The sequence below is a fragment of the Candidatus Nitrosopumilus sp. genome (assembly GCF_965262695.1).
Taxonomy (GTDB): Archaea; Thermoproteota; Nitrososphaeria; order Nitrososphaerales; family Nitrosopumilaceae; genus Nitrosopumilus.
Genome location: NZ_OZ253550.1, coordinates 1,016,933 through 1,039,739, shown reverse-complemented (window position 1 = coordinate 1,039,739; position 22,807 = coordinate 1,016,933). Strand labels below are relative to the sequence as shown.

At 34.8% G+C, this 22,807-nt stretch carries 23 protein-coding genes; 11 read left to right on the top strand and 12 right to left on the bottom strand.

What is annotated here, in order from left to right:
* Positions 1–13: 13 nt before the first annotated feature.
* Entirely contained in the window at positions 14–1,525 is a 1,512-nt protein-coding gene (gene tgtA, locus ACQY2P_RS06390) for a tRNA guanosine(15) transglycosylase TgtA (protein ID WP_428325837.1), read from the bottom strand.
* A 31-nt stretch (positions 1,526–1,556) separates the two neighbouring features.
* The gene (locus ACQY2P_RS06385) at positions 1,557–2,105 is read right to left on the bottom strand and encodes an adenylate kinase family protein (RefSeq protein WP_428325836.1); all 549 of its coding nucleotides are present in this window, start codon (positions 2,103–2,105) and stop codon (positions 1,557–1,559) included.
* A 72-nt stretch (positions 2,106–2,177) separates the two neighbouring features.
* On the opposite strand from ACQY2P_RS06385, the gene ACQY2P_RS06380 reads away from it, so the two are divergent.
* Entirely contained in the window at positions 2,178–3,365 is a 1,188-nt protein-coding gene (locus ACQY2P_RS06380; RefSeq protein WP_428325835.1) for a redox-regulated ATPase YchF, read from the top strand.
* Between the two features lies 1 nt (position 3,366).
* On the top strand, positions 3,367–4,350 hold the full coding sequence (kae1, locus tag ACQY2P_RS06375) for a KEOPS complex N(6)-L-threonylcarbamoyladenine synthase Kae1 (RefSeq protein ID WP_428325834.1): 984 nt from the start codon (positions 3,367–3,369) through the stop codon (positions 4,348–4,350).
* Here the strand turns inward: kae1 and ACQY2P_RS06370 are convergent.
* The gene (locus ACQY2P_RS06370; protein ID WP_428325833.1) at positions 4,347–4,670 is read right to left on the bottom strand and encodes a hypothetical protein; all 324 of its coding nucleotides are present in this window, start codon (positions 4,668–4,670) and stop codon (positions 4,347–4,349) included. The two genes, kae1 and ACQY2P_RS06370, sit on opposite strands and share 4 nt — an antisense overlap.
* 37 nt (positions 4,671–4,707) lie before the next feature.
* Between ACQY2P_RS06370 and ACQY2P_RS06365 the strand changes: the two genes are divergently transcribed.
* Both ACQY2P_RS06365 and rdgB read left to right on the top strand, forming a co-directional pair.
* Positions 4,708–5,328, top strand: coding sequence for a KEOPS complex kinase/ATPase Bud32 (locus tag ACQY2P_RS06365; RefSeq protein WP_428325832.1), 621 nt, complete (start codon positions 4,708–4,710; stop codon positions 5,326–5,328).
* Entirely contained in the window at positions 5,312–5,878 is a 567-nt protein-coding gene (rdgB, locus tag ACQY2P_RS06360; RefSeq protein WP_428325831.1) for an RdgB/HAM1 family non-canonical purine NTP pyrophosphatase, read from the top strand. Before ACQY2P_RS06365 ends, rdgB begins: the two co-directional genes overlap by 17 nt.
* On the opposite strand, the gene twy1 is transcribed toward rdgB, so the two are convergent.
* Complete coding sequence (gene twy1, locus ACQY2P_RS06355; protein ID WP_428325830.1) at positions 5,838–6,866, bottom strand: 4-demethylwyosine synthase TYW1; 1,029 nt, start codon at positions 6,864–6,866, stop codon at positions 5,838–5,840. The two genes, rdgB and twy1, sit on opposite strands and share 41 nt — an antisense overlap.
* A 195-nt stretch (positions 6,867–7,061) precedes the next feature.
* Between twy1 and ACQY2P_RS06350 the strand changes: the two genes are divergently transcribed.
* The 5 genes from ACQY2P_RS06350 (at position 7,062) to ACQY2P_RS06330 (ending at position 15,250) form a co-directional block, all read left to right on the top strand.
* Positions 7,062–9,440, top strand: coding sequence for a thrombospondin type 3 repeat-containing protein (locus ACQY2P_RS06350; protein WP_428325829.1), 2,379 nt, complete (start codon positions 7,062–7,064; stop codon positions 9,438–9,440).
* An 11-nt stretch (positions 9,441–9,451) separates the two neighbouring features.
* A complete protein-coding gene (locus ACQY2P_RS06345; RefSeq protein ID WP_428325828.1) occupies positions 9,452–11,620 on the top strand; it encodes a thrombospondin type 3 repeat-containing protein in 2,169 nt (722 codons plus the stop codon).
* 77 nt (positions 11,621–11,697) lie between these two features.
* Positions 11,698–13,866 (top strand): thrombospondin type 3 repeat-containing protein, encoded by a 2,169-nt coding sequence (locus tag ACQY2P_RS06340; protein ID WP_428325827.1) that lies wholly within the window; start codon positions 11,698–11,700, stop codon positions 13,864–13,866.
* 41 nt (positions 13,867–13,907) lie between these two features.
* A complete protein-coding gene (gene dusB, locus ACQY2P_RS06335; RefSeq protein WP_428325826.1) occupies positions 13,908–14,870 on the top strand; it encodes a tRNA dihydrouridine synthase DusB in 963 nt (320 codons plus the stop codon).
* A 140-nt stretch (positions 14,871–15,010) separates the two neighbouring features.
* Positions 15,011–15,250: an Lrp/AsnC family transcriptional regulator gene (locus ACQY2P_RS06330; protein ID WP_428325825.1), complete on the top strand. Its 240-nt coding sequence runs from the start codon at positions 15,011–15,013 to the stop codon at positions 15,248–15,250.
* 149 nt (positions 15,251–15,399) lie between these two features.
* On the opposite strand, the gene ACQY2P_RS06325 is transcribed toward ACQY2P_RS06330, so the two are convergent.
* Entirely contained in the window at positions 15,400–15,741 is a 342-nt protein-coding gene (locus tag ACQY2P_RS06325) for a P-II family nitrogen regulator (RefSeq protein WP_428325824.1), read from the bottom strand.
* A 120-nt stretch (positions 15,742–15,861) separates the two neighbouring features.
* Here ACQY2P_RS06325 and ACQY2P_RS06320 point away from each other — a divergent pair, with 120 nt between their 5' ends.
* Positions 15,862–16,038 (top strand): hypothetical protein, encoded by a 177-nt coding sequence (locus ACQY2P_RS06320; protein WP_428325823.1) that lies wholly within the window; start codon positions 15,862–15,864, stop codon positions 16,036–16,038.
* Between the two features lie 99 nt (positions 16,039–16,137).
* Positions 16,138–16,848, top strand: coding sequence for a hypothetical protein (locus ACQY2P_RS06315; protein ID WP_428325822.1), 711 nt, complete (start codon positions 16,138–16,140; stop codon positions 16,846–16,848).
* Here the strand turns inward: ACQY2P_RS06315 and ACQY2P_RS06310 are convergent.
* From ACQY2P_RS06310 to ACQY2P_RS06280, 7 genes are all read right to left on the bottom strand, one after another.
* Positions 16,838–17,422, bottom strand: coding sequence for a hypothetical protein (locus ACQY2P_RS06310; protein ID WP_428325821.1), 585 nt, complete (start codon positions 17,420–17,422; stop codon positions 16,838–16,840). The genes ACQY2P_RS06315 and ACQY2P_RS06310 overlap by 11 nt on opposite strands.
* A 71-nt stretch (positions 17,423–17,493) precedes the next feature.
* Positions 17,494–17,715 carry a hypothetical protein gene (locus tag ACQY2P_RS06305; RefSeq protein WP_428325820.1) on the bottom strand — a complete coding sequence of 74 codons (222 nt, stop codon included), beginning with the start codon at positions 17,713–17,715 and terminating at the stop codon, positions 17,494–17,496.
* Positions 17,716–17,732: 17 nt separating this feature from the next.
* Positions 17,733–18,296: a TATA-box-binding protein gene (locus ACQY2P_RS06300; protein ID WP_428325819.1), complete on the bottom strand. Its 564-nt coding sequence runs from the start codon at positions 18,294–18,296 to the stop codon at positions 17,733–17,735.
* A 66-nt stretch (positions 18,297–18,362) separates the two neighbouring features.
* Positions 18,363–18,818 (bottom strand): ASCH domain-containing protein, encoded by a 456-nt coding sequence (locus ACQY2P_RS06295; protein ID WP_428325818.1) that lies wholly within the window; start codon positions 18,816–18,818, stop codon positions 18,363–18,365.
* Position 18,819: 1 nt separating this feature from the next.
* Positions 18,820–20,361 (bottom strand): pyridoxal-phosphate dependent enzyme, encoded by a 1,542-nt coding sequence (locus ACQY2P_RS06290; RefSeq protein WP_428325817.1) that lies wholly within the window; start codon positions 20,359–20,361, stop codon positions 18,820–18,822.
* A 66-nt stretch (positions 20,362–20,427) separates the two neighbouring features.
* Positions 20,428–21,990 carry a VWA domain-containing protein gene (locus ACQY2P_RS06285; protein ID WP_428325816.1) on the bottom strand — a complete coding sequence of 521 codons (1,563 nt, stop codon included), beginning with the start codon at positions 21,988–21,990 and terminating at the stop codon, positions 20,428–20,430.
* The gene (locus ACQY2P_RS06280; protein WP_428325815.1) at positions 21,991–22,785 is read right to left on the bottom strand and encodes an AAA family ATPase; all 795 of its coding nucleotides are present in this window, start codon (positions 22,783–22,785) and stop codon (positions 21,991–21,993) included.
* Between the last annotated feature and the right edge of the window lie 22 nt (positions 22,786–22,807).

Here is a 22,807-nt window from a genome sequence, read left to right as displayed (position 1 = left end):
TCTTATTTTTAATTTACAAAAAAGATTTTTTCTTGATATTTTTTGGCAATGTTTTTACAAAATACTTTAGGAATTCATCTTCTTTGTTGTATCGAATTTCTGAAAACTGATTGTTATCAAAAAATATCTTCCATGTTTTTTCAAATTCAGTAAACTCTTTAGGATCAAAATTCATTCTTGATGTTTCATGATGTGCAGCAGGGAAAATATCTGAAATCTCAATTGGAATTAATCCTAGTTGAGGATTGTATTGGCAAATCTGAACTTCTTCAAAATCTTTGAGTTTTTTTGATAGATTCACAAATTGATGTGATAGATAGCCTGGTTTAGTTGATGATTCTTTTGTGATTAGTAGTTTATTTTTCTTTGATTTGAATTTCCTTACTATTTCATGAAATGATTGTACCTCGGGTCTGTATTGATCCTCTTTATCAAATAGAAAAATTGCTCTTTCTTTGAATTTTGGTGTTCCAATTCTTAAAAATTCAGCATTTTCTGTCATTACTTCTACCATCTCAAATAATTTTGGATGTGCTCTTGCTTTTTTAATGACATATTCCCATAATCTGCCTTCATGTATTGCTTGTTTGACCTTATCCACTTCTAGTTTTATTGCATGTAGATTATGGATTGCAAGTTGATTGATTTTCTCAATAGATTCTAACTGTCGTAGTTCATCAGGAGTATACTTTGTGCATATCTCACAATTACATGGAAAAACCACAATATCTGATAAATTCCGTGTTCCATCTTCTGTAATGTACCTATTTTGTTTTGCGTATAGCATGTATGAAGCAGAATCAAATGTATCGCAGCCTAATGCTACTGCAAATGGAATAGTTAGTGGATGTCCTGCGCCAAATAGATGTAAAGGAATGTTATGTGGAATCTGTTTTTTAGCTGCCACAATCATTTGAGCTAATAATTTGTATTCATATGACTCCATAAATTCAACTGGACTTCCCAATGCTAGCATCTTGTATCCCATTTTGAGCAAACCTTTTGTTGATTTTGCAACAAGATCAAAATGTTCTCCTCCTTGAATTGGTCCAATCCAAATCTGGCCATTATCTTTACTATCTTCAATAGTTTGCTTGCACACTTTGAGAGTATGTTTAACATATGCTTCTGCCTTTTTTATCGGAAGTCCAAACCCTGTTGGTTTGTCTAATGGTATTGCAAAATCTGTCATGATACCTTGTTCAAAACTTGCCATCTCTTCTGGTTCTACTGGAACATCTCCATATTCTAACACTTGATATCCGCCAGAGTCTGTCATTATTCCTCTGTCATAATCAATAACTTTGTGAATTCCTTTTTCTACAGCTTTTTCTCCATAATTATTTTTAGTAATGTATGCATTTGTAATTACTAAATCAAATCCAATCTCTTTGATCTTTTTTGAAGGAATTGTTTGTTTTACTGGATGAATAACTGGAACATATGCAGGAGTTTCAATTATTCCGTGGTTGGTTTCTATTTTGCCTACACGGCCCCCCAAATCTGTCTTTGATATTTCAAACAAGTATCTTTTTAAATCAAAAGGCGTTATTTAATCAATCAACAAAAAATTTTTTCAAATCATTATTTTTTGTAACTAAATCAAGCCAATCTACTTCTTCTGAATTCATATCGCCTGAAATTACTGATTTTATTTTATCTACTGTCTCTTGAATACTTCTATCAGTCACATTAATCTGGACAACTTTGTCTTGAAATTGGTTTTTGGCATCATAAGTGATGACTCCTAAAATCTCGCTGCTTGCATTTTCTTTACTTTTTTTATCTGAATAACCTCTTTCATTGTAGACTTTAATCAAATCATATGGACTGCGTCTCAAAACAATGATTTTGGTAATTTTTTCTTTTTCTAAAACATAAGGTGCTAAATGTCCTATAATGATACATCTGTTTGAAATTTTTTCTTTAAGAATTTCTTGGAGTTTTTCCGTATCTACATCATTTGTTTCATCATTTTTCTCAAATAAGCCTGAATTTTTTGCGACCTCGTTAATGTCAATTATGTCTAATTTTGATTTTTGTGCAAGTTCCTTTCCAATCGTATGTTTGCCTACACCTGGAGTTCCAGTTATGACTATTGACATATGATAAATTAGAAAGGTGATGATTAAACGATTTCTGCAATACTAATAAGTAGAATTGAATTTTTGAGATCATTGCAAATTGGTCTTTTAGGTAAAGCAAATGTAGGAAAATCTACATTTTTCTCTGCTGCAACTGAGACTCCTGTAGCTTCAGGAAATTTTCCATTTACCACAATTGAGCCAAATGTTGGAGTTGCATATGTCAAAGCTGATTGTGCTTGTAAGCATTTCAAGATTGAACATCAAAATGATCTTTGTGTTAATGGAACTCGATTTATCCCTGTAAAACTAATTGATATTGCTGGATTAGTTCCAGGAGCTCATGAAGGAAAAGGTTTAGGAAATCAATTTCTTGATGATGCAAGACAAGCTGAAGTCTTGATTCACGTTGTTGATATTGCTGGCACTACTGATATTCAAGGACAACCTGTTCCACCTGGAACTCATAACCCTCTTGAAGATGTAGAGTTTGTTCAAGATGAATTTGATTTATGGTTTGCTGATATTTTAAAACGTGAATGGGATAAAATTACAAGAGAGATTCATCAGAAAAGAGCAAAACTTACAGATGGAATTGCAAAACGATTTACAGGTTTAGGCATCAAAGACTTTCAAGTACAAGATGTATTACAAAAACTAGGTTTTATCTCACGAGATCCAAAAGAATGGGTTGAAAATGATATTGTTGAATTTGCACGAGAACTAAGAAAAAATACAAAACCAATGATTATTGCTGCAAACAAAGCTGATTTATGCCCTGATCTTGCAATTATTAAAAAAATTAATGACAATGTGGTTCCTTGTAGCGCAGAAACTGAATTGTTATTAAGAAAGGCATCAAAAGCTGGAATTGTAAATTATTCGTCTGGAGATGAAGGATTTACAATTGCAGAAGGAAAAGAAATTGCTCCTCCACAACAAAAGGCGCTTGACTTGGTAAAATCTGTCTTTGAGAAAATCCCTTCTACTGGAATTCAGAAAATTCTCAACACTGCGGTTTTTGATTCATTGAATTTCATAGTTGCCTATCCCGTTGAAGATGAAACCAAACTTACCAACAAAGATGGTGTTGTTCTTCCTGATACAAAATTACTTCCTCAAGACTCTACTGCAAAAGATTTAGCTGAATTAATTCATGCTGATATTGCAAAGGGATTTCTACATGCAATTGACTGTAAAACAAAACAAAGAATCAGTGGTGATCAGAAACTAAAAAACGGTGATGTGATTAAAATTGTATCAACACTAAGTAGGGGATAACATGTTAGGATTAGGAATTGAAAGTACTGCTCATACTTTTTCTTGTGCAGTTATAGAAAAAAAAGGAAAAAAAGGAAAAATTTTATCTGATGTTAGGAAAATATACCGTCCTGCTGATGGTGAAGGCATTCATCCTAGAGAGGCTTCAAGACACCACATTGAAAACAGTTCATTAGTATTATCAGAATGTCTTGATGAAGCAAATATCAAAATCAATGATTTAGACATTGTATCTTATGCTGGCGGTCCTGGTTTAGGACCATGTTTGCGTGTTGGAGCTGTAGTTGCAAGATCACTTGCATCATTTTACAAAATTCCAATCTATCCTGTAAATCATGCATTAGGTCATATCGAATTAGGAAAACTATTAACTGGTGCAAGTAATCCTCTAGTTCTTTTAGTATCTGGGGGTCACACAATGCTTTTGGCATTTCTCAATAAACAGTGGAGAGTATTTGGTGAAACTTTGGATATTACTTTAGGGCAACTGCTTGATCAGTTTGGTAGATCAATTGGTTTTGCTTCTCCATGTGGAAAAAATATTGAAGAATTAGCAACAACTTCTTCAAACTATGTTACATTACCATACTCTGTCAAAGGAAACGATGTTTCATTTTCTGGTTTATTATCTGCAACAAAATCTGTAGCCAAAAAAAGTAAAGTTGATGCCTGTTACTCTATTCAAGAAACAGCTTTTGCAATGATTGCAGAAGCTGTAGAACGTGCACTATCTTTTACAAGAAAAAAGGAACTAATGATTGTAGGTGGTGTAGCAGCTAACAAGAGATTATCTGAAATGTTGCAAAATGTGTGTAAACGACATGGTGCAAAATTCTTTGTTGTTCCTTTGAAATATGCTGGAGATTGTGGCAGTCAAATATGTTGGACAGGCCTTTTGGAATCTCAAATCAAAAAAGGTGTTTCACTAAAAGATACTTTTGTTACCCAGTCTTGGAGATTGGACACTGTTAAAGTGAATTATTAATTTTTGTAATTGTCAACTGCATCATCAATATTTTTGAGCCAATTTTTTGTATTAAACACACCAAACTTGTAGGTTTTTTCACCTTCATCTGTCTTTACAATAAAACATACTTTTTTCATAAGTAGTCCTTCTTTCCATGTTTTAGTTACATTGTCTAGTGTTACATCTAAGATGGTGTCTCCCATATGTTTTGAAAAATCCATCATTCTTGCTCTGGTTTTATCAAAAGCTAATCTTTTGTTGGTTAATGTGAGAATTCCTGAACCTAAAACATCTTCACTACAATCTTCTTGTTTTAGTCTTTTTTCACCGTCTTCCATGATTAATTTTTATTGAATTCGTTTGAATATAACGGTAATGAAATTAATCAAAAAGGGTGCAGAAGCTGATATCTATCAAACCAGATGGCAAAATTCTCACGCTATTTTAAAAATTAGGAAGACAAAAAATTATCGAAATTCTTCTCTTGATTCAAAAATACGAAAACAACGAACAATCAAAGAATCTCAAATAATATCACAAGTAAAATCATTTGGTATTCCTGCACCTCTTGTTTATTTTGTGAATTTAAAAAATACGTCAATCATTATGCAAGAAATTCCTGGAAAACCTGTTCATGATTTATCTGAACCAAAAATAATTCAATTATCAAAATCAATTGGAAAATTGGTTGGCATGCTTCACAAAAACGGTATTATGCATGGAGATTTAACCACTTCAAATTTTATTTTTTTCAAAAATAATGTCTTTGTAATTGATTTTGGCTTATCTCAAAATACTATCAAACCTGAAGATCATGCAGTTGATCTTAGATTAATCAAAGAAATATTGAACAGTGCTCACGCAAAAATCATGATTCCTGCTTGGAAAAATTTTCTACTTGGATACAAATCTGTGATAGGTAATGCCAATTATGTGAAAATTACTAAATTAGTATCTGATATAGAAAGTCGTGGTAGGTATGCACAAGTTGTTTGATCTATATTTTGTATCTTCAAACACTCACAAATACAAAGAAGCTAAAAGCATTTTAGATTCATTTGGAATCAACCTAGGTTTTTTTAAATTACATTTGGAAGAGATTCAATCTGATTCACTAAAAGAGATCGCAGAAAAAAAAGCAAAAAATGCTTTTTCAAAATGTAAAAAACCAATAATTATAGAAGATGATGGTTTATTCATAGATTCATTGAATGGTTTTCCTGGTCCTTATTCTTCATATGTATTCAAAACAATTGGTAACAAGGGAATTCTAAAACTTGTTTCATCAAAAAGAAAAGCAAAATTTATTTCAATCATAACTTATTGTGATAAAAAAATTCTTGAATCATTTGATGCAAAATTAGATGGTATTATCTCAAAATCTCAAAAAGGTAAAGGTTGGGGATATGATCCAATATTCATTCCAAAAAATTCTAGAAAAACTTTTGCAGAAATTGATCATAAAAATGAATTATCTCATAGATTCAAAGCACTAAAAAAATTTTCTAATTGGTATTTGAATAAGCTGGAATCCAGCGGTCGATAAACCTTTCATTATTTTGCAAAATTGAAATTCTAGAAACAAAACTTTCATCCATAATTGAAAATATTTGACTTTGTTTTGCAACTTGTTCACTAAATCTTTTCACTTCTTCCATCTCTAACATGTTTGAATGTTCTAATCTATTTGTAGACCTTCCAATATGCATGTAAGATTTTATTTCAATAAAATGTGGACTTGCTTCTCTAAACATTTTGGCAAATGCTGGAATCATATCTATTTGATCATTATAATTTCTAATCAGAGTTATACGTAGAACAGTTCTTGTGTTGAGATGTTTTAACATTCCAAGTGTTCTATTCCATCTTTCCCATGAATCATCATATTTTGGTTTGTTAATTTTTAAAAATGATTCATAATTTGCCGCATTAGTTGATAAATACAATTGTGTGGGAAGCGCATCTTCATCTTGTAGTCTTTGAATCATATCTGGTTCTTGACCATTTGTAACAAGGAAAATTGATTTTGTTGCATCAAGAGAATTTAGATATTTTATCAACTCTGGTAACTTGGGATACATTGTGGGTTCTCCTGAAAGTGAAATTGCATAGTGACTAGGAAGTAATGATTCATCTAATCTTTGTTTATCATTTCTTGAATCCCCATAATACCCATTGATCAGTTTTTTTCTTTCAGCCATTAGTTTGGTTAAAATTTCTTTAGGTTCTGCAACTTGTTCTGGTTTCATTTCTAATGAATCATAAAACTCCATTGGTCTCCAACAATACACACAACGATTTTCACAATGCATTCCTGCTGGAGAAAATTCCATACATCTATGAGTTGAAATTCCATAAAACTTGTGTTTGTAGCAACTACCTTCATGTTTGAATGATTTTTTTGTCCAATGACATAGTTCTACAGTAGAGTGGTCAGAAACACCATACTTTGCTTTTTTTAATTGTTTAGAAATTGCAGGTTTGATCTGAATTAGTTGTTCTTCCCCTTCAACTACTTCTCCTGAACAACTCATTAGTCCAGATCTTGTTTTGGTTTACTTAAATTGATCGAGTTTTTTGTTAAAGATTGAAAATTTTCCCAAAACCCTTGATGTTTTTGGCCGAATTTAGAGTGAGGTTTAATAACTGGATCCTCAGGAATATTTTAGGCATTGAAGAAAATACATACTTTACCATTCCTATTGTTACTATTAACGACTCTAACTAGCATGCCTATCAATCCCGCATTTGCAGAAGGCGACTTGGACAATGACGGTGTTGATGATGCTGTTGATGCATGTCCTAATTTACTTGAAGATTATGAGGGTGCCTTAGATGGTTGCCCATCAAACTTCGTTCCATGGTATGATGAAGACTATGATGGAATAGAAGATCATATTGATCAATGTCCTAATCTAAAAGAACACTATAACAAATTCCAAGATGAAGATGGTTGTCCAGATATTTCTCCTGAAGGTGGAGAAGGAGGATTACCTGACTCTGATGGTGATGGATTTGTTGATACTGTAGACTTGTGTCCCAATCAACCTGAAACTTTTAATGGTATTTTGGATAGAGACGGTTGTCCAGATGACTTTGGTTCTGGTGACCGTGACAGGGATGGAATTCCTGATAATATTGATCAATGTCCATTAAGTCCAGAAACTTATAACAAATTCCAAGATGAAGACGGTTGTGCTGATTCTGCAAACGATTTAGCTTTTGTTGATACTGATAATGATGGAATACAAGATTCTATAGACTTGTGTCCCACAGAACCTGAAGTCTATAATGATTATCTAGATACTGATGGTTGTCCAGATGTTACATTAGATTCTGATTTTGTTGATACTGATGGTGATGGAATTGCAAATCAATTTGATATTTGTCCTACTGATCCTGAAACTTTCAATCGCTTTGCTGATTATGACGGTTGTCCTGATTCTATTCCTTCCTTTGCTGGTTCTCTGAATGATGCAGATGGTGATAGAATAATGGATGTGGATGATGCATGTCCACTAGAACCTGAAAGATACAATGGCTTCCAAGATGAAGACGGTTGTCCTGACATTCCTCCTTATTCTAGTGACAGTGATTCAGATCTTGATGGAATTCCTAACAGTATTGATCAATGTCCTACTGTAAAAGAAACTTACAATATGTTCGAAGACTTGGACGGTTGTCCTGACTTTGTTGCAGATAACAAAGGTTCATCTGATTCTGATAACGATGGTATAATTGATAATAGAGATCATTGTCCAAACCAACCAGAAATTTACAATAGCATCCAAGATAGAGATGGCTGTCCAGATGCTTATGGTTCTGGTGACCGTGATTTAGATGGAATCATTGATGCAAATGATGAATGCCCACTTGCAAAAGAAACTTACAATAATTTCCAAGATGAAGACGGTTGTCCTGATTCTGTCTCTGGACTTTCAGCACTAGACTTTGATGGTGATGGAATTACTGATTTGAATGATCAATGTCCACTAGAACCTGAAACAGTAAATGGATATCAAGATGAAGATGGCTGTCCCGATGTATCTGTTATGGATTCTGATGGTGACGGAATTAGAGATGCTTTAGATCAATGCCCTTCAACAGCTGAAACTTGGAATAGATATCATGATGAAGATGGTTGTCCAGATAATCCATCTGAAGCAGATTCTGACTTTGATGGAATTTTAGATTCAGTAGATGAATGTCCTCTAGATAGAGAAAGATACAATGGCTTCCAAGATGAAGACGGTTGTCCTGATTATCCTGATTATATTACCAGTTTAGATACTGACTTTGATGGAATTTTAGATTCAGTAGATGAATGTCCACTTGTTCCAGAAACTTACAACAAATTCCAAGATTTGGACGGTTGCCCTGATTCTATAGCTGATAACAAAGGCTCACCAGACTCTGACAATGATGGAATCAATGATTACAATGATCATTGTCCAAATCAACCAGAAACCTATAATGGAATTCTTGATCTTGACGGTTGTCCTGATGATTATATCCTTAGTCATGACCGAGACCAAGACGGTATTCCTGATGCAATAGATGCATGTCCAACTGCAAAAGAAACTTGGAATAAATTCCAAGATGATGACGGTTGTCCTGATACTATTTTTGAATCATTTGTAGTAGATTCAGATAATGATGGTATTCCTGATGTTAGTGATGAATGTCCACTAGTTGCAGAAAATTATAATGGCATCCAAGATGAAGACGGTTGTCCTGATATTGATACTACTCAACCTGATTCTGACGGTGACGGTGTACCTGATGTAATGGATATGTGTCCAACTCAAAATGAAACCTGGAATAAATATGTGGATTATGACGGTTGTCCTGACATCCTTCCGGTTGGAAATGTGGTAGTTGATACTGATGAGGATGGAATAAATGATGATGTTGATTTGTGTCCAAATCTTAAAGAATCTTGGAACAAATACCTAGATGCTGATGGGTGCCCAGATATTGCTCCAGAACAATCAAGATACAAACATGATGCTGATTTAGATGATATTATTAACGAAAATGACATGTGCCCACTTGAACCAGAGGATTATGACGGTGACAGAGACACTGACGGTTGTCCAGACTCTTAGGTGTTCATAAAATGAAACAATATCTTTTAGGATTTTTACTTTTACTCACCATGTCTATTGGAATGGCACCAAATGGTGTTTTTGCAAATGAGGCAATTGACACTGACGGTGATGGTGTTCCAAACGCTGTTGATGAATGTCCTCATCTCTTAGAAGACTATGATCCTGAATACGGTAACAACATTGACGGTTGTCCTGCAGACTTTGTTCCTTGGTATGATGCTGATTATGACGGTGTTCAAGACCATGTTGACAACTGTCCTACTGTAAAAGAAACTTACAACAAATTCCAAGATGAAGACGGTTGTCCTGATTTATCTCCTGATGGTGTTACTGGAATCGCTGACACTGACGGTGATGGTTTTCCTGATTATTTAGACTTGTGTCCAACACAACCTGAAACATTTAATGGAATTGATGACACTGACGGTTGCCCTGATGATGATAATTCTGTAATTGATAGTGATCAAGATGGAATCTCTGATAATAAGGACGCATGTCCACTAGAACCTGAAACTTACAATCAATTTCTAGATTCTGACGGTTGCCCTGATTCTGTAGACGGTTCATTATCTGCTTATACATTCCCAGATACTGACGGTGATGGAATTATTGATAGATGGGATGATTGTATTGATGAGCCAGAAAACTTTAATGGATTTCTAGATTCTGACGGTTGCCCTGATATTCCTGGAATAACAAATCCTGAAGCTCCTGATGCTGACTTTGATGGTATTCCTGATAATGTTGATGCATGTCCACTAGACCGTGAAAATTATAATAAATTTGAAGACACTGACGGTTGCCCAGATATAGTTCAACATGTAACCTTTGGTGACTCTGATGGAGATGGAATTCCTGATTTAGTTGATTTATGTCCATTTAGTCCTGAAACTTGGAACAAATATCTAGATTCTGACGGTTGCCCTGATTGGGTTGCTGATAACAAATCTTCCGCTGACACTGACGGTGATGGAATTGTTGATTATCTAGACTTGTGTCCAACACAACCTGAAACATACAATGGTTTCCTAGACTCTGACGGCTGTCCTGATACTTCTGATAACAAACTTGATTCAGATATGGATGGAATCCTCGATATGAATGATGCATGTCCACTAGAACCTGAAACTTACAATTTGTATCAAGACACTGACGGTTGTCCAGATTCTGTAGACGGTTCATTATCTGCTTATACATTCCCAGACACTGACGGTGATGGAATCGAAGATAGATGGGATGATTGTATTGATGAACCAGAAAACTTTAATGGATTTTTAGATTCTGACGGTTGTCCTGATGTCTTAGGTACAACTGCTGGTGATATGGCTGATGCTGACTATGATGGTATTGCTGACCATTTGGACCAATGCCCAACTATTGCTGAAAGATATAACAAATTCCAAGATGAAGACGGTTGTCCTGATAGTATTTTTCATCAAACTGTAGGTGACTCTGATAATGATGGTATCTTTGATGATATTGATGAGTGTCCAACTGCAAAAGAGACTTGGAACAAATATCTAGATTCTGACGGTTGCCCTGATTGGGTTGCTGATAACAAATCTTCCGCTGACACTGACGGTGATGGAATTGTTGATTATCTAGACTTGTGTCCAACACAACCTGAAACATACAATGGTTTCCTAGACTCTGACGGCTGTCCTGATACTTCTGATAACAAACTTGATTCAGATATGGATGGAATCCTCGATATGAATGATGCATGTCCACTAGAACCTGAAACTTACAATTTGTATCAAGACACTGACGGTTGTCCAGATTCTGTAGACGGTTCATTATCTGCTTATACATTCCCAGACACTGACGGTGATGGAATCATTGATAGATGGGACGCTTGTATTGATGAGCCAGAAAACTTTAATGATAATCTAGATTGGGACGGTTGCCCTGATGTATTAGGTGCAGAATCTACCACTCCTGTCTATGCTGACTCTGACGGTGATGGATATCCTGATGCTGTAGATTCTTGTCCAACAGAATCTGAAACTTGGAACAAATACCTTGACACTGATGGATGCCCAGATATTGCTCCAGAACAACAAAGATTTGTCCATGATGATGATCTGGATGATATCATTAATGACGAAGACTTGTGTCCTCTAGATCCTGAAGATTATGATGGTGATAGAGACACTGACGGTTGTCCTGATCCATAAATCTAGTTTCTATATTTTGAAAGAATCTATTTAACGTGAGACTTAATAAATACTTGATAATAGCGGAATCAGGGAACATGAAACAATATCTTTTAGGATTTTTACTTTTACTCACCATGTCTATTGGAATGGCACCAAATGGTGTTTTTGCAAATGAGGCAATTGACACTGACGGTGATGGTGTTCCAAACGCTGTTGATTTCTGTCCTCATCTCTTAGAAGACTATGATCCTGAATACGGTAACAACATTGACGGTTGTCCTGCAGACTTTGTTCCTTGGTATGATGCTGATTATGACGGTATTCAAGATCATCTTGATAGCTGTCCTACTGTAAAAGAAAATTACAATAAATTCCAAGATGAAGACGGTTGCCCTGATTTATCCCCTGATGGCGATGTTGGAATTGTTGACTCTGACGGTGATGGATATCCTGATTATCTGGACTTGTGTCCAACACAACCTGAAACATTTAATGGAATTGATGACACTGACGGTTGCCCTGATGATGTATCTAATTTACTAGATCGTGATCAGGATGGAATCTCTGATAATAAGGACGCATGTCCACTAGAACCTGAAACTTACAACTTGTATCAAGACACTGACGGTTGCCCTGACTCTGTTGATTCTATAGGTTCTGTTTATGAATTCCCAGATACTGACGGTGATGGAATTGATGATAGATGGGATCAATGTTTAAACGAGCCTGAAAATTATAACAACTTTCAAGATCAGGACGGTTGTATTGATATTCCAGGAGTAGACTCTGACGGCTTTATTGATTCTGATTATGATCATATTGGTGATGATGTTGATGCATGTCCACTAGAACCTGAAAATTACAATAAATTCCAAGACTCTGACGGTTGCCCTGATGTTTTACAATTACCAATTTCTGGTGATGCTGACGGTGATGGTCTGTTAAATGAATTTGATAGTTGTCCATACAGTCCTGAAAATTACAATAAATTCCAAGACTCTGACGGTTGCCCTGATTCACTATTTGATGATAGATACTCTTATGATTCAGACGGTGATGGAATTATTGATAATTTAGATTGGTGTCCAAATCAACCAGAAACCTATAACGGATTCCAAGACTCTGACGGTTGTCCCGACAGTTCTGCTTCCACTCTTGATACTGACATGGATGGTATTCCAAATGTTTTAGATATTTGTCCACTAGAACCCGAAACCTATAATCAATTCCAAGATGAAGACGGTTGTCCTGACTCTGTTGATGGTGTCTTGTCAAGTTACATATTCCCAGATACTGACGGTGACGGAATCATTGATAGGTGGGATGCTTGTATTGATGAACCAGAAAACTTTAACGGCTTTTTAGACACTGACGGTTGTCCCGACGTTCCTGGAATATCAAAATCTGCATTACTTGATTCTGATTCTGACGGAATTCCAGATGAAATGGATCTATGTCCTACAATTGGAGAACGTCATAATGGATTTTTAGATGAAGACGGTTGTCCAGATACAATCCCCTATGATTCATCTGGTGATGCTGATTATGATGGAGTAACTGATGATGTTGATCAATGTCCTCAAAGTAGGGAAACTTACAACAAATTCCAAGATTTGGACGGTTGTCCTGATTCTCTTGCAGATGGATTTTCTACATATGATTCAGATGGTGATGGTATAGTCGATAACCTTGACTTGTGTCCAACACAACCTGAAACATACAACGGATTCCAAGACTCTGACGGTTGCCCTGATGATTCTTCCTCTACACGTGATTCAGATATGGATGGAATCCTAGATGTCTCTGATGCATGTCCACTAGAACCTGAAACTTACAATTATTATCAAGATTTGGACGGTTGCCCTGATTCTATAGGTACTGCTACCTCTTCTTACTCTTTCCCAGATACTGATGGTGATGGAATTGATGATAGATGGGATTCCTGTCTTGATGAACAAGAGAACTTTAATGGATACTTGGATTGGGATGGCTGCCCAGACGTATTGGCTGCAGCATCAACCGCCCCAACAAGATTTGACTCTGACGGTGACGGATTCTATGATTCAATTGACTCTTGTCCAACAAATCCTGAAACCTGGAATAAATACAATGATGATGATGGTTGTCCAGACATTGCCCCAGAACAACAAAGATTTGTCCATGATGATGATCTGGATGATATCATTAATGACGAAGACTTGTGTCCTCTAGATCCTGAAGATTTTGACGGCGACAGAGACACTGACGGTTGTCCTGACAACTAATTTTTGAAATAGTAAATATATTCAAATTATTTAGTTTGTTTATGCTTCCAAAATTCTCCAGTCGGGCGTTTTTAGCTCCTATGGCTGGAGTTAGTGATCCTGCTTTGAGATTACAATGCAAAAAGATGGGAGCTGGATTGGTAGTAACTGAATTTACTAGCATTCACAGTATAATTGCAAAAGAACAACAACTTAAAGAAAATCTGAAAACAATTCAAGAGTTTATTGAATTTTCAGAACAAGAAAGACCGATTTCAGTTCAATTGTTTGGCTCTGATCTTTATGCATTAGAAAAGGCTGCAACTATTGTGGAGCCTTATTTTGATATTATTGATTATAACATGGGTTGCCCTGCTCCCCATATTACACAGCAAATGGCAGGAGGAGCTCTATTACAAGAAGTAAACCTCACACAACAAATTTTTAAAACTCTTGTGAATGCTGTGAAAAAACCAGTAACTCTTAAGATTCGTTCCGGTGTTACAGAAGCAAGCAAATTTCTCTTTAAAGAAATTGCAGAAATTGCTGAAGATGAAGGAATTCAAATGATAACTTTTCATCCTAGAACTGTCAGTCAAGGATATTCTGGAAATGCCGATTGGAAATTAATCAAAGAACTAAAAGAAATTTCCAGTATTCCTGTAGTTGGAAATGGAGATATTACTACTCCTGAAGATGCTAAAATGATGCTTGATGAGACTAATTGTGATTATGTCATGATTGGTCGTGGTGCTATGGGTAATCCCTTCTTGTTTGAACAGATAAATGATTATCTTAAGACTGGCTCCTACAAAGAATACTCTTTCAAAGATAGATTAGATTCATTTTTTGATTACCTTCATCTTACCAATCAATACAAAATCAAATTCTCTAATATCAAAAGTCAAGCCATGAGATTTACAAAAGGATTGAAAGGTGGTTCAAAACTTCGTTCCAAAATTACCTTTTCAAAAAATATTGAAGACCTAGAAAAGATCATGTATGAAGCATATTCTATGTCTTAAATTTATTTTTAAATTTAGTAATTTCCTTTACAAATGTTAATAGTTTGACCCAAAATAATGTTGAATTTTTAAGTAAATCGGACTATTCTTATATATTTCAAGATGGCATTTTAATTATGAAAATAGGAGTTAAATCATAATTGGCAACAGCTTATGTTCTCATAAACTGTGAGCTAGGTTCTGAAGAGGCTGTGATATCAGAACTAAAATCTATTGAAGGCGTTGTTGAAGTTCATGGCACATTTGGTGCATATGATATTTTAGCAAAAGTAGAATCTTCTCAAGTAGAAACATTACGTGAAACTATTACTTGGAAGATTAGAAAGATCCCAAAAATCAGATCAACACTAACGCTGATGGGAATTGAAGGACAACAGTGACTTCAAAATCCTTTGCTTTTATACTTAGTTTGTAATAAGACACTATCCCTTCAAAAAACATGTCCTCCAAAAGGATACCTCCTGAGAGGAATTTTCCTCTCAGCAGCTTAATTTCAAAATAAAATTCTGAATTTAATAAAATAAAATGATTAGAGGGCTTCAGAACCCGTCTTTTTAGATGCTATGTTTAGAGCACTTTCTACATTGGTGACTATGATAATTCCATCTCCGCCCTTTCCTGTAAAAGCTGCTTCAGCAATTGCTGAGGATACTTTCTCTAGATCTGAGTCATCTACTACTGTTGTTACTGTTGCAACTTTGTTATATTCTGCAGTGAATGAACCTGTACCTCTTCCTGATCTGATCTCTTGCCTCTTTCCAGAACCTCTACCATTTCCTTCTAAGATGGTATATCCTCCTACTAGATCTTTTATTGCATCAGAAACTGCACTGGTCTTATCTGTTTGAACTGTTGCCTCGATTCGTTTCATTTTCATTTGATTTTCTACTATTGTTTAAAAAAGATCATATGTATTTTTTAGAATTTTGTGATACATTGTTGGTTATTTCATAATCCTCTGAGCTTTTTAGTATAGAAAAGAAGGAAAATTATGAAAAGCGATGAAAAGAGATCTCACAGACTAAACTATCTTCTAAAATGCTATCTAAGCAATCCTCAAGAAAATGCCTTGTATCAAAGGGCAAAACAGATGGGTGTATCTGATTCTACTGCAAAAGACTACATCAGAACTGTCATTATCCAAGCCCAGAAAATCTACTCTAGATAGTCTGAAATCACTCATTTTTAATTAAATCTGAAATTAAGAGAAATTAATCGCAATCTTAAACAAGGAATTCATAAATAATCATTATAGGAGAAAATACTCGTGGATTCATTACTTGATGATGTAAAGGCTCTTTTGGAAAAAGATTTTGGTGATGATCGAATTTTAAAACAAATTCGTCGAGCTTGTGAGAATAATGAAGTAATTAGTAATTTTGAAAGAAACTATGTAAAAAAATTAGCAGAAAAACATCTTGGAAGAAAACCTGAGACTCCTATTGAAAAATCTGAAACTATTGCTTCTATTGAAAAACCTGTAGTTCCAGATGTAGTAATACCTGAAACGTCATCTATTCAAAAAACTCAAACAATTAGAACAACACCACCAAAAATTTCCTCTACATCAAGAAAGAATTCAAAGTTAATGATAGGCATTGGGGTTGTTGCATTTGTAGTAATCATTGCAGTTGCTGCATCATTTACTGGAATTTCTAACGTAACTCCTAATACTGTAAAACCTATTACACAAACAACTACCGAATCGCTAATGATTCAAACCGACTTTGCATCATATAACAATAAAGACATTATTTCAATTAATGGTGTTTCAGATACTGGTAGTTCAATAAATCTGTCTATAGAAAACCAGAAAGGTGAACTTGTTTGGACAGAACAACTTTCACTAAAAAGTGATGGCGGATATTCTACACTTGCAATTGCTGGTGGTCCTGGATGGGAAAATTCTGGTACTTATACTATCCAAGTAGATAATGGTGCTGAAACAAAATCTAGTACGTTTTCATTTACTGCATAATTCTCTCAAATTCTTTCCAATGAGAATCAATAATGTCTCTTAATTTTTCTACACTAATCTCTTCCATATATTCTCGATAAACTATGAACTTGTTTTGTCGATTTGAATCCTCTCCGTAAATATCATTAGTGTTTTTTGGTATTGCATTTGATTTCCACTGATTCATCTCAAAAACCCATATTGTTGCATCAGGATTTGAAAAATCAATATCATCACATCCAACAATGTATAGATAACATTTTGCTGATTGGTTTAGTTTTTCATGCAACTTTTCATATGCAATCATCTGACCTTTTGCAATGTTTATCTTATCATTGTGAAATCCCTTGAATTCTAGAATGACAAATCCTCCTTTGTGCTCAATCAACCAGTCAATATCTGTGCCTCCGGAGGCTATCATTCCATGTACGATGAGGTCTCCTAATACCTCTCTACCACGAGTAAATTCTGATTCATCAAAAATCTGATATTTTGCTTTTTGACTTTTGCGAATAATTTGAGGCTTGTATTCATTTTGTGCAGGCTCGTTTTTTTCGTAAATATTATCAATCAAATCACTAGTTTCATTGACCATAAAATTCTGAGTCAAAAACCTAATGATAAGAGAGTTTGTAAAATATAGTAAAGTTATTCTATTTTTCTGGCTTATCTGCAGAGAAATTCTCCGCCTGCACCTTTATACAAAATAAAATATTCATCAGGATTCTTTCTTTCTTTTTTTGCATTTAGTGCATCTTGATACATTTCAAAATGTTCTACAAGGTACAACTGATTTCCTGGTTCTGAAAAATAATCAATCCCAATCAAATCAAATCCATTATCTGGAGTTAATCTTTTCTTCTCTTCTGCAAAATTATCTTCAGTCAATCTTATTTTTGTAAAATCTATTCGTCATAGATCATTAGATTTTTTTCTTCTAAAACTGAATGTAGGTTGTGAACAGAGCGATACACATCTGATTCTTTTTTAGCTCCAGTACATACTAATTTTCCTGATGCGAATAACAAGATTACAGTTTTTGGGTCAAGCATTCTATGAATGAGTCCTGGAAATTGTTCTGGCTCATACATGCTTCTTGGTAATGTTCTTGCTGCTTTTTCCAGATGTATTTTTCCACCTAGGTTAATTGCTGCAACTATATTTTGTACAGTAATGACTGCATCATTTTTTATTTTGATTTTTCCTTTTCTGAGTTTCTGGACGACAGTGTTTACGGCTTTGATTGCCATCTCTTCTGACTTTGCTCCAGTACATACCATTTTTCCTGTTCTAAAAATCAAAGTTGCAGTTCTTGGACTCTTTAATCTAAAAACCAATCCTGGAAATTGCTCTGGATGATATTCAGTGTCAGGAAATTTTTCTGTAATTTCATTAAGGTCAATTTTTTGATCAACTGATGCAGATGCAACAACATTTTCAACACTCACAATGGGCTTTGTTTGAGGCATAACGAGGGACTTTAAATAGCCCCTTTATATATACTAGTCAAATTTTTTAGGAAAATTTGGGTTTGCTCAATGGTGACCAATCCATTGGTATCTGTATTCTTCATCGATAATGTCTGAAACTATCTCTTTGTTTTTGATTTTTGTTTTAGGTAATTTTACATCAAACAATCCTAACTGTCCTTTGTATGGGATGGGAACTCGAAATGATTTTGCATTTTTTAGTAGGAATCCAAAAGTTCTGTCATGAAAATTTTTTGAAGCAAAATGAAATTTTTGATCTACCTTAACTCGGTTTTGTGAATCATATTTTTTTACATCATAAATTTCGACTTTACCAACAATTGCACCTGTGACAAGTTTTCTGTTAATCTTTAATCTCTTACAGTCTTCTTTTCTAATCTTTATTGGAGCATGTATTAGTAATTCTCCACGAAAATTAGTATTCCATTTGCGTAACTCGATTGTCTTTTTTCCTAAAATAATTAAATCAGCAAATGGTTGAGATACTGAAAGGCATTTCAAATTATTCTCTAGCTACCTGAATGTATTCTCCAGGATTTTTGCCTTGTCCTTCAGGCAAATTAGTTATTCCGCCATTCAAACTCTGAGTGACTATTCCTTTGTTAGCTAGAACTTGTGCAGTCATAAGTGATGTATTTCCTGCCATACACACTAACAATGATTTTCCTTTAGAACCTTCTAGCTCTTTGCTAAGCTCTTCAGGAACTTGTTGTGTTGATAATAGGTTGTTAATAGTAGATGCCTTTGGTACAGTAATCTTTGATTTATCGACCCCTAGTGATTTTGCAATAATTTCAATTCCTTCTTCTTTAGGTGTGTACTGTGTGTGAACCCAAATGATATTGTCATAATCATCTGCAGCAGCAGCTGCATCTTCTACTGATATTTTCATTGGAGGTTTATCTTGTGAAATTTGCTCAAAGTTCTTTCTGTATTTTTCAATTCCATCTGCAATCATGACTACTCCTTTTTTGATTTCTCCCTTGTATACCATTTCTAATGCTGCATAAAGCTCCAATGCACTGCTCTCACCAATATCGTGTCCCTTGTCCACCATAAACTTGAGAAGAAATTTTACATTCTCAAAATCAACTTCGTGCTCTGTATATGATTCAGGATTGTATAGTGTCAAGCCTGCTGCCTTTGATTTTGTTCTAATTCCTGCAACATCTTGGCCTAGTGGTGGAAACACAACGTGAACTGTCTTTTTGTTGTATTTTTCAGACATGTACTTGCTTAGACCGCCTGATGTACCACCAGTTCCAAATGAACAAAAGAGTGCATAATCTTCTAATGAATCACCATTTTCGTGCAACTGCTGATCAATTTCAGGTGCAGTAACTGTATTGTGAATATCAATGTTTAATTCGTTATCATATTGTTTTGGACAAAACATATTGTAAATCTCTGCCAAGAATCTTGCTAGATTAATGATATCTTGTTTTGCTAGTAGTGCTTCAATCTCTCCAAGATTATTATCAAACACTTGAGGATTAAATCCCATCTCAGCTAACTGTGAACGAATGTTTGCAGCAGTTGCTTTTGCGGCCATCTCATCTGCTTTGTTCTCCATTCCAGGAGCTGGACAAATATCCATGTCCAAATCCATAATTTTGATATTTTCATTTCTTAACTCTTTGAATACACCTTCTTGTAATTTCCTTGAAACAAGTGCGACTACAGTTACTCCAAGTTTTGATAAAAGACCTAATGCAATTCCAAAGTTGCCTGATGTGGCTTCAATTACTATTCGTTTACCGTTACATTTACCAGATTTGATTGCCTCATGAATGATGTGTGATGCTGCTCTTACTTTGATAGAACCACTAAGTAATTCTGAATCAAACTTTCCGTAAATTTTGAAATCTTTGTCATCTAGATTTAGTTTAAAGACACTTTTAGCACATTCTTTCAAATCTGCAGTTAGATCAACTAATGGTGTTGCATTTACAATCTTATCCCCTTCTCTGTGTGGGATTTTGTTCCATACCTCGTCTTCAAATTTTTGTAACAATGCAGGATCGTAATTTTGATTTTCTGACAATTTCTAAACCTACTAATTTTTTCTCAATAAAATATCTATAGAAAATTAGTTCAGCCTATTTTCAATTTAGATGTCTAAAATTTTGATGACCTTGTTTGGAATGTCTCTCAAACGGCTTACTGCCATAGTTTTCTCATATCCCAAATGTCTTAGATTATTTGCAATAGTTGTGGCTCTAACCGTATTTGGTCCAAGGCCTAGTGCTGCCATGCTTATGCCTAGCCCTTTCAATGATTTTGTCATGTTTCTGACTGCATCTGGATCTGATGGCTCTCCATCAGTTAATGTCAAGAAAATATCTGGTCGTTTTGATTGTAAAACTGGAAACATCTTATCATATACTTCTGCTAATGGAGTTGAACCATTTGCAACAATCTGGGCTAATCTCTTTGCTGTTACATTGTTCCATTTCATGTTGTCGGGTTTTATAGACCAGCATACTACTGATCTATTCTCTGTACTAAATGCATAAACTGCAAATTTTACTTTGAGATATGCTAAGACTTCACAAAGTGCAAGTGTTGCTTTTTTGTATTCTATTGCATCTGATGAAATGCTTGATGAATGATCTAACAGTATGACAACTTTAGTTTTAATTGATTTTTTTATATCTGTAAAGAATGGCTCATTTCCTTCAATGTAGCTTTCTTCATCAAACTCGTCTCCTGAGCTCAAATGTTGTTCTTTCCAACCTGTTTTCCATTCTTTGAATTTTGTTTTTAATCCGTTTATCAAACTCATGTCGTAGATTGTTGTCTCATCTACATTTCGTGTAGATGGTATCTGAATTCCTATTGCTTCTGGCATCAATCCCTTATTTTCTGTCTTTTTATCTTCATCTAACAAAACATTGTATTCATCAATTACATTATCTCCTTTTAATATTGTAGAAGGATCAACTGAACCAAAATCTCCTTCTTTGTTTTTAGAAACTATCTTCAAAACTCTCAGCAACTCTTCTTCAGACAATGGCATTCCAGCTTTCATAAATGGCAGTGACACTGGAATTGTTAGAAGAGAATCAATTTCTAAAATCTTGATAATCTCACTGACATTTTTTTCTAGCCATTCTGTGTCATGATTTTCTTTGATTGCTTTGTTTACAATTTTTTTAGCAAATGTATCTGCTTTTCTTATTCTCTCAAAATGACTAGACTGGATTTCTCCTTTGATTGCTCCAAACATAAAGTACTGATAAAACGCCTCAACTAACCTTGCTTTTCCATAAACTGTGTGTAATTGTGGCCTGGCAACAAGCATGTAGGCATAATTGAAGATAATCTCGTTGTCCATTCCTCTCCATACCCGTCTGCCTAGTTCCTCTACACGTCTTGTCTCCATTGTGTTTAGAATAAAACCAAATGCATGATCATTGCTGAGTATCTTTTTGCAAAATTTTATTCTCATTGCTTCATACCATAGTGACGTCCTGAATTGTCTGTACTTTTGAAAATCACTTCCAACTCTTTTTTCTAATGGCGTTAAGATTACCTTGTTTTCTTTTAGTCTTGTTCTTGTTTCAACTTTGTCTGAAATCTCTACAATTATGTTGTCTCTTTCTGACCATCTTCTAACAAGAAATGTGGCAATCTCTACTAGTGATTCGTTTTGAAGTTTGACTGATTGCATTTAGTTTCCAAACATTGAGGTAATGATGTCACTTACTTTTTGATATTCTATATCTCCCCACTGTGTGTACACATTTCCAAAAACAAAATTGGCAGCTTCGTTTGCAGCCATTCCCCCGTCTAATAATTTTGCAAAAGCAATTGTCTCCCTTAAACTTGGGGAATAAAATAATTCTTCAACAGCTGCTGCTTGTCTTAATGTGTTTGCTAGTTTGATTGCCTGAACTATTTGGGAATCGTATTCTCCTGATACATGTTTTTTCACAATCTCCAACTCTACTTCTTCAGGAGGATATTCTAATCTGATTCTAACTGGGAATCTGCTTAATAGTTGTGGAGGCAATTCCTTTGTTCCGCTGTGAGTTAATGGGTTGATAGTTGCAACAACAAACCAATTGTCTTTTGCTTTTACTACTTCGCCAGTTGATTCTTTTAATGCAATTTGTCTTCTGTCATCTAGTGCTTCATCTAATCTAAGTAAGACATCAGCTTCTGCAGAATTAATTTCATCCAAGTAAAGTAAACTTCCTTCTCTCATTGATTTTATCAAAACCCCTTCATCAAAACTCACGGTTCCATCAGTGAGTGTTTTTGTTCCAACTAGATGACTCTCTCTTGTTCTGAGGCTAAAATTGATTGATTCTAAGTTAGTTCCTTTGTTTTTTGCAAAATCTCTAACTAGTGATGTCTTGCCTGTACCTTTTGGTCCTATAATGAGCACAAAAAGGCCTGCATCATATGCCTTGTTGAGAGTTTGAATTGAATTATTCCAATCTAGATATTGAACTTCTTCCAAAGTACGTTTCCATTAATTTCAA

Coding starts and splice junctions, on each gene's coding strand:
- kae1 (WP_428325834.1), top strand. CDS start 3,367: ATGTTAGGATTAGGAATTGAAAGTACTGCTCATACTTTTTCTTGTGCA.
- ACQY2P_RS06285 (WP_428325816.1), bottom strand. CDS start 21,990: ATGCAATCAGTCAAACTTCAAAACGAATCACTAGTAGAGATTGCCACA.
- ACQY2P_RS06340 (WP_428325827.1), top strand. CDS start 11,698: ATGAAACAATATCTTTTAGGATTTTTACTTTTACTCACCATGTCTATT.
- ACQY2P_RS06345 (WP_428325828.1), top strand. CDS start 9,452: ATGAAACAATATCTTTTAGGATTTTTACTTTTACTCACCATGTCTATT.
- ACQY2P_RS06350 (WP_428325829.1), top strand. CDS start 7,062: ATGCCTATCAATCCCGCATTTGCAGAAGGCGACTTGGACAATGACGGT.
- dusB (WP_428325826.1), top strand. CDS start 13,908: ATGCTTCCAAAATTCTCCAGTCGGGCGTTTTTAGCTCCTATGGCTGGA.
- ACQY2P_RS06385 (WP_428325836.1), bottom strand. CDS start 2,105: ATGTCAATAGTCATAACTGGAACTCCAGGTGTAGGCAAACATACGATT.
- twy1 (WP_428325830.1), bottom strand. CDS start 6,866: ATGAGTTGTTCAGGAGAAGTAGTTGAAGGGGAAGAACAACTAATTCAG.
- ACQY2P_RS06325 (WP_428325824.1), bottom strand. CDS start 15,741: ATGAAACGAATCGAGGCAACAGTTCAAACAGATAAGACCAGTGCAGTT.
- ACQY2P_RS06310 (WP_428325821.1), bottom strand. CDS start 17,422: ATGGTCAATGAAACTAGTGATTTGATTGATAATATTTACGAAAAAAAC.
- ACQY2P_RS06320 (WP_428325823.1), top strand. CDS start 15,862: ATGAAAAGCGATGAAAAGAGATCTCACAGACTAAACTATCTTCTAAAA.
- ACQY2P_RS06300 (WP_428325819.1), bottom strand. CDS start 18,296: ATGCCTCAAACAAAGCCCATTGTGAGTGTTGAAAATGTTGTTGCATCT.
- rdgB (WP_428325831.1), top strand. CDS start 5,312: ATGCACAAGTTGTTTGATCTATATTTTGTATCTTCAAACACTCACAAA.
- ACQY2P_RS06370 (WP_428325833.1), bottom strand. CDS start 4,670: ATGGAAGACGGTGAAAAAAGACTAAAACAAGAAGATTGTAGTGAAGAT.
- ACQY2P_RS06365 (WP_428325832.1), top strand. CDS start 4,708: ATGAAATTAATCAAAAAGGGTGCAGAAGCTGATATCTATCAAACCAGA.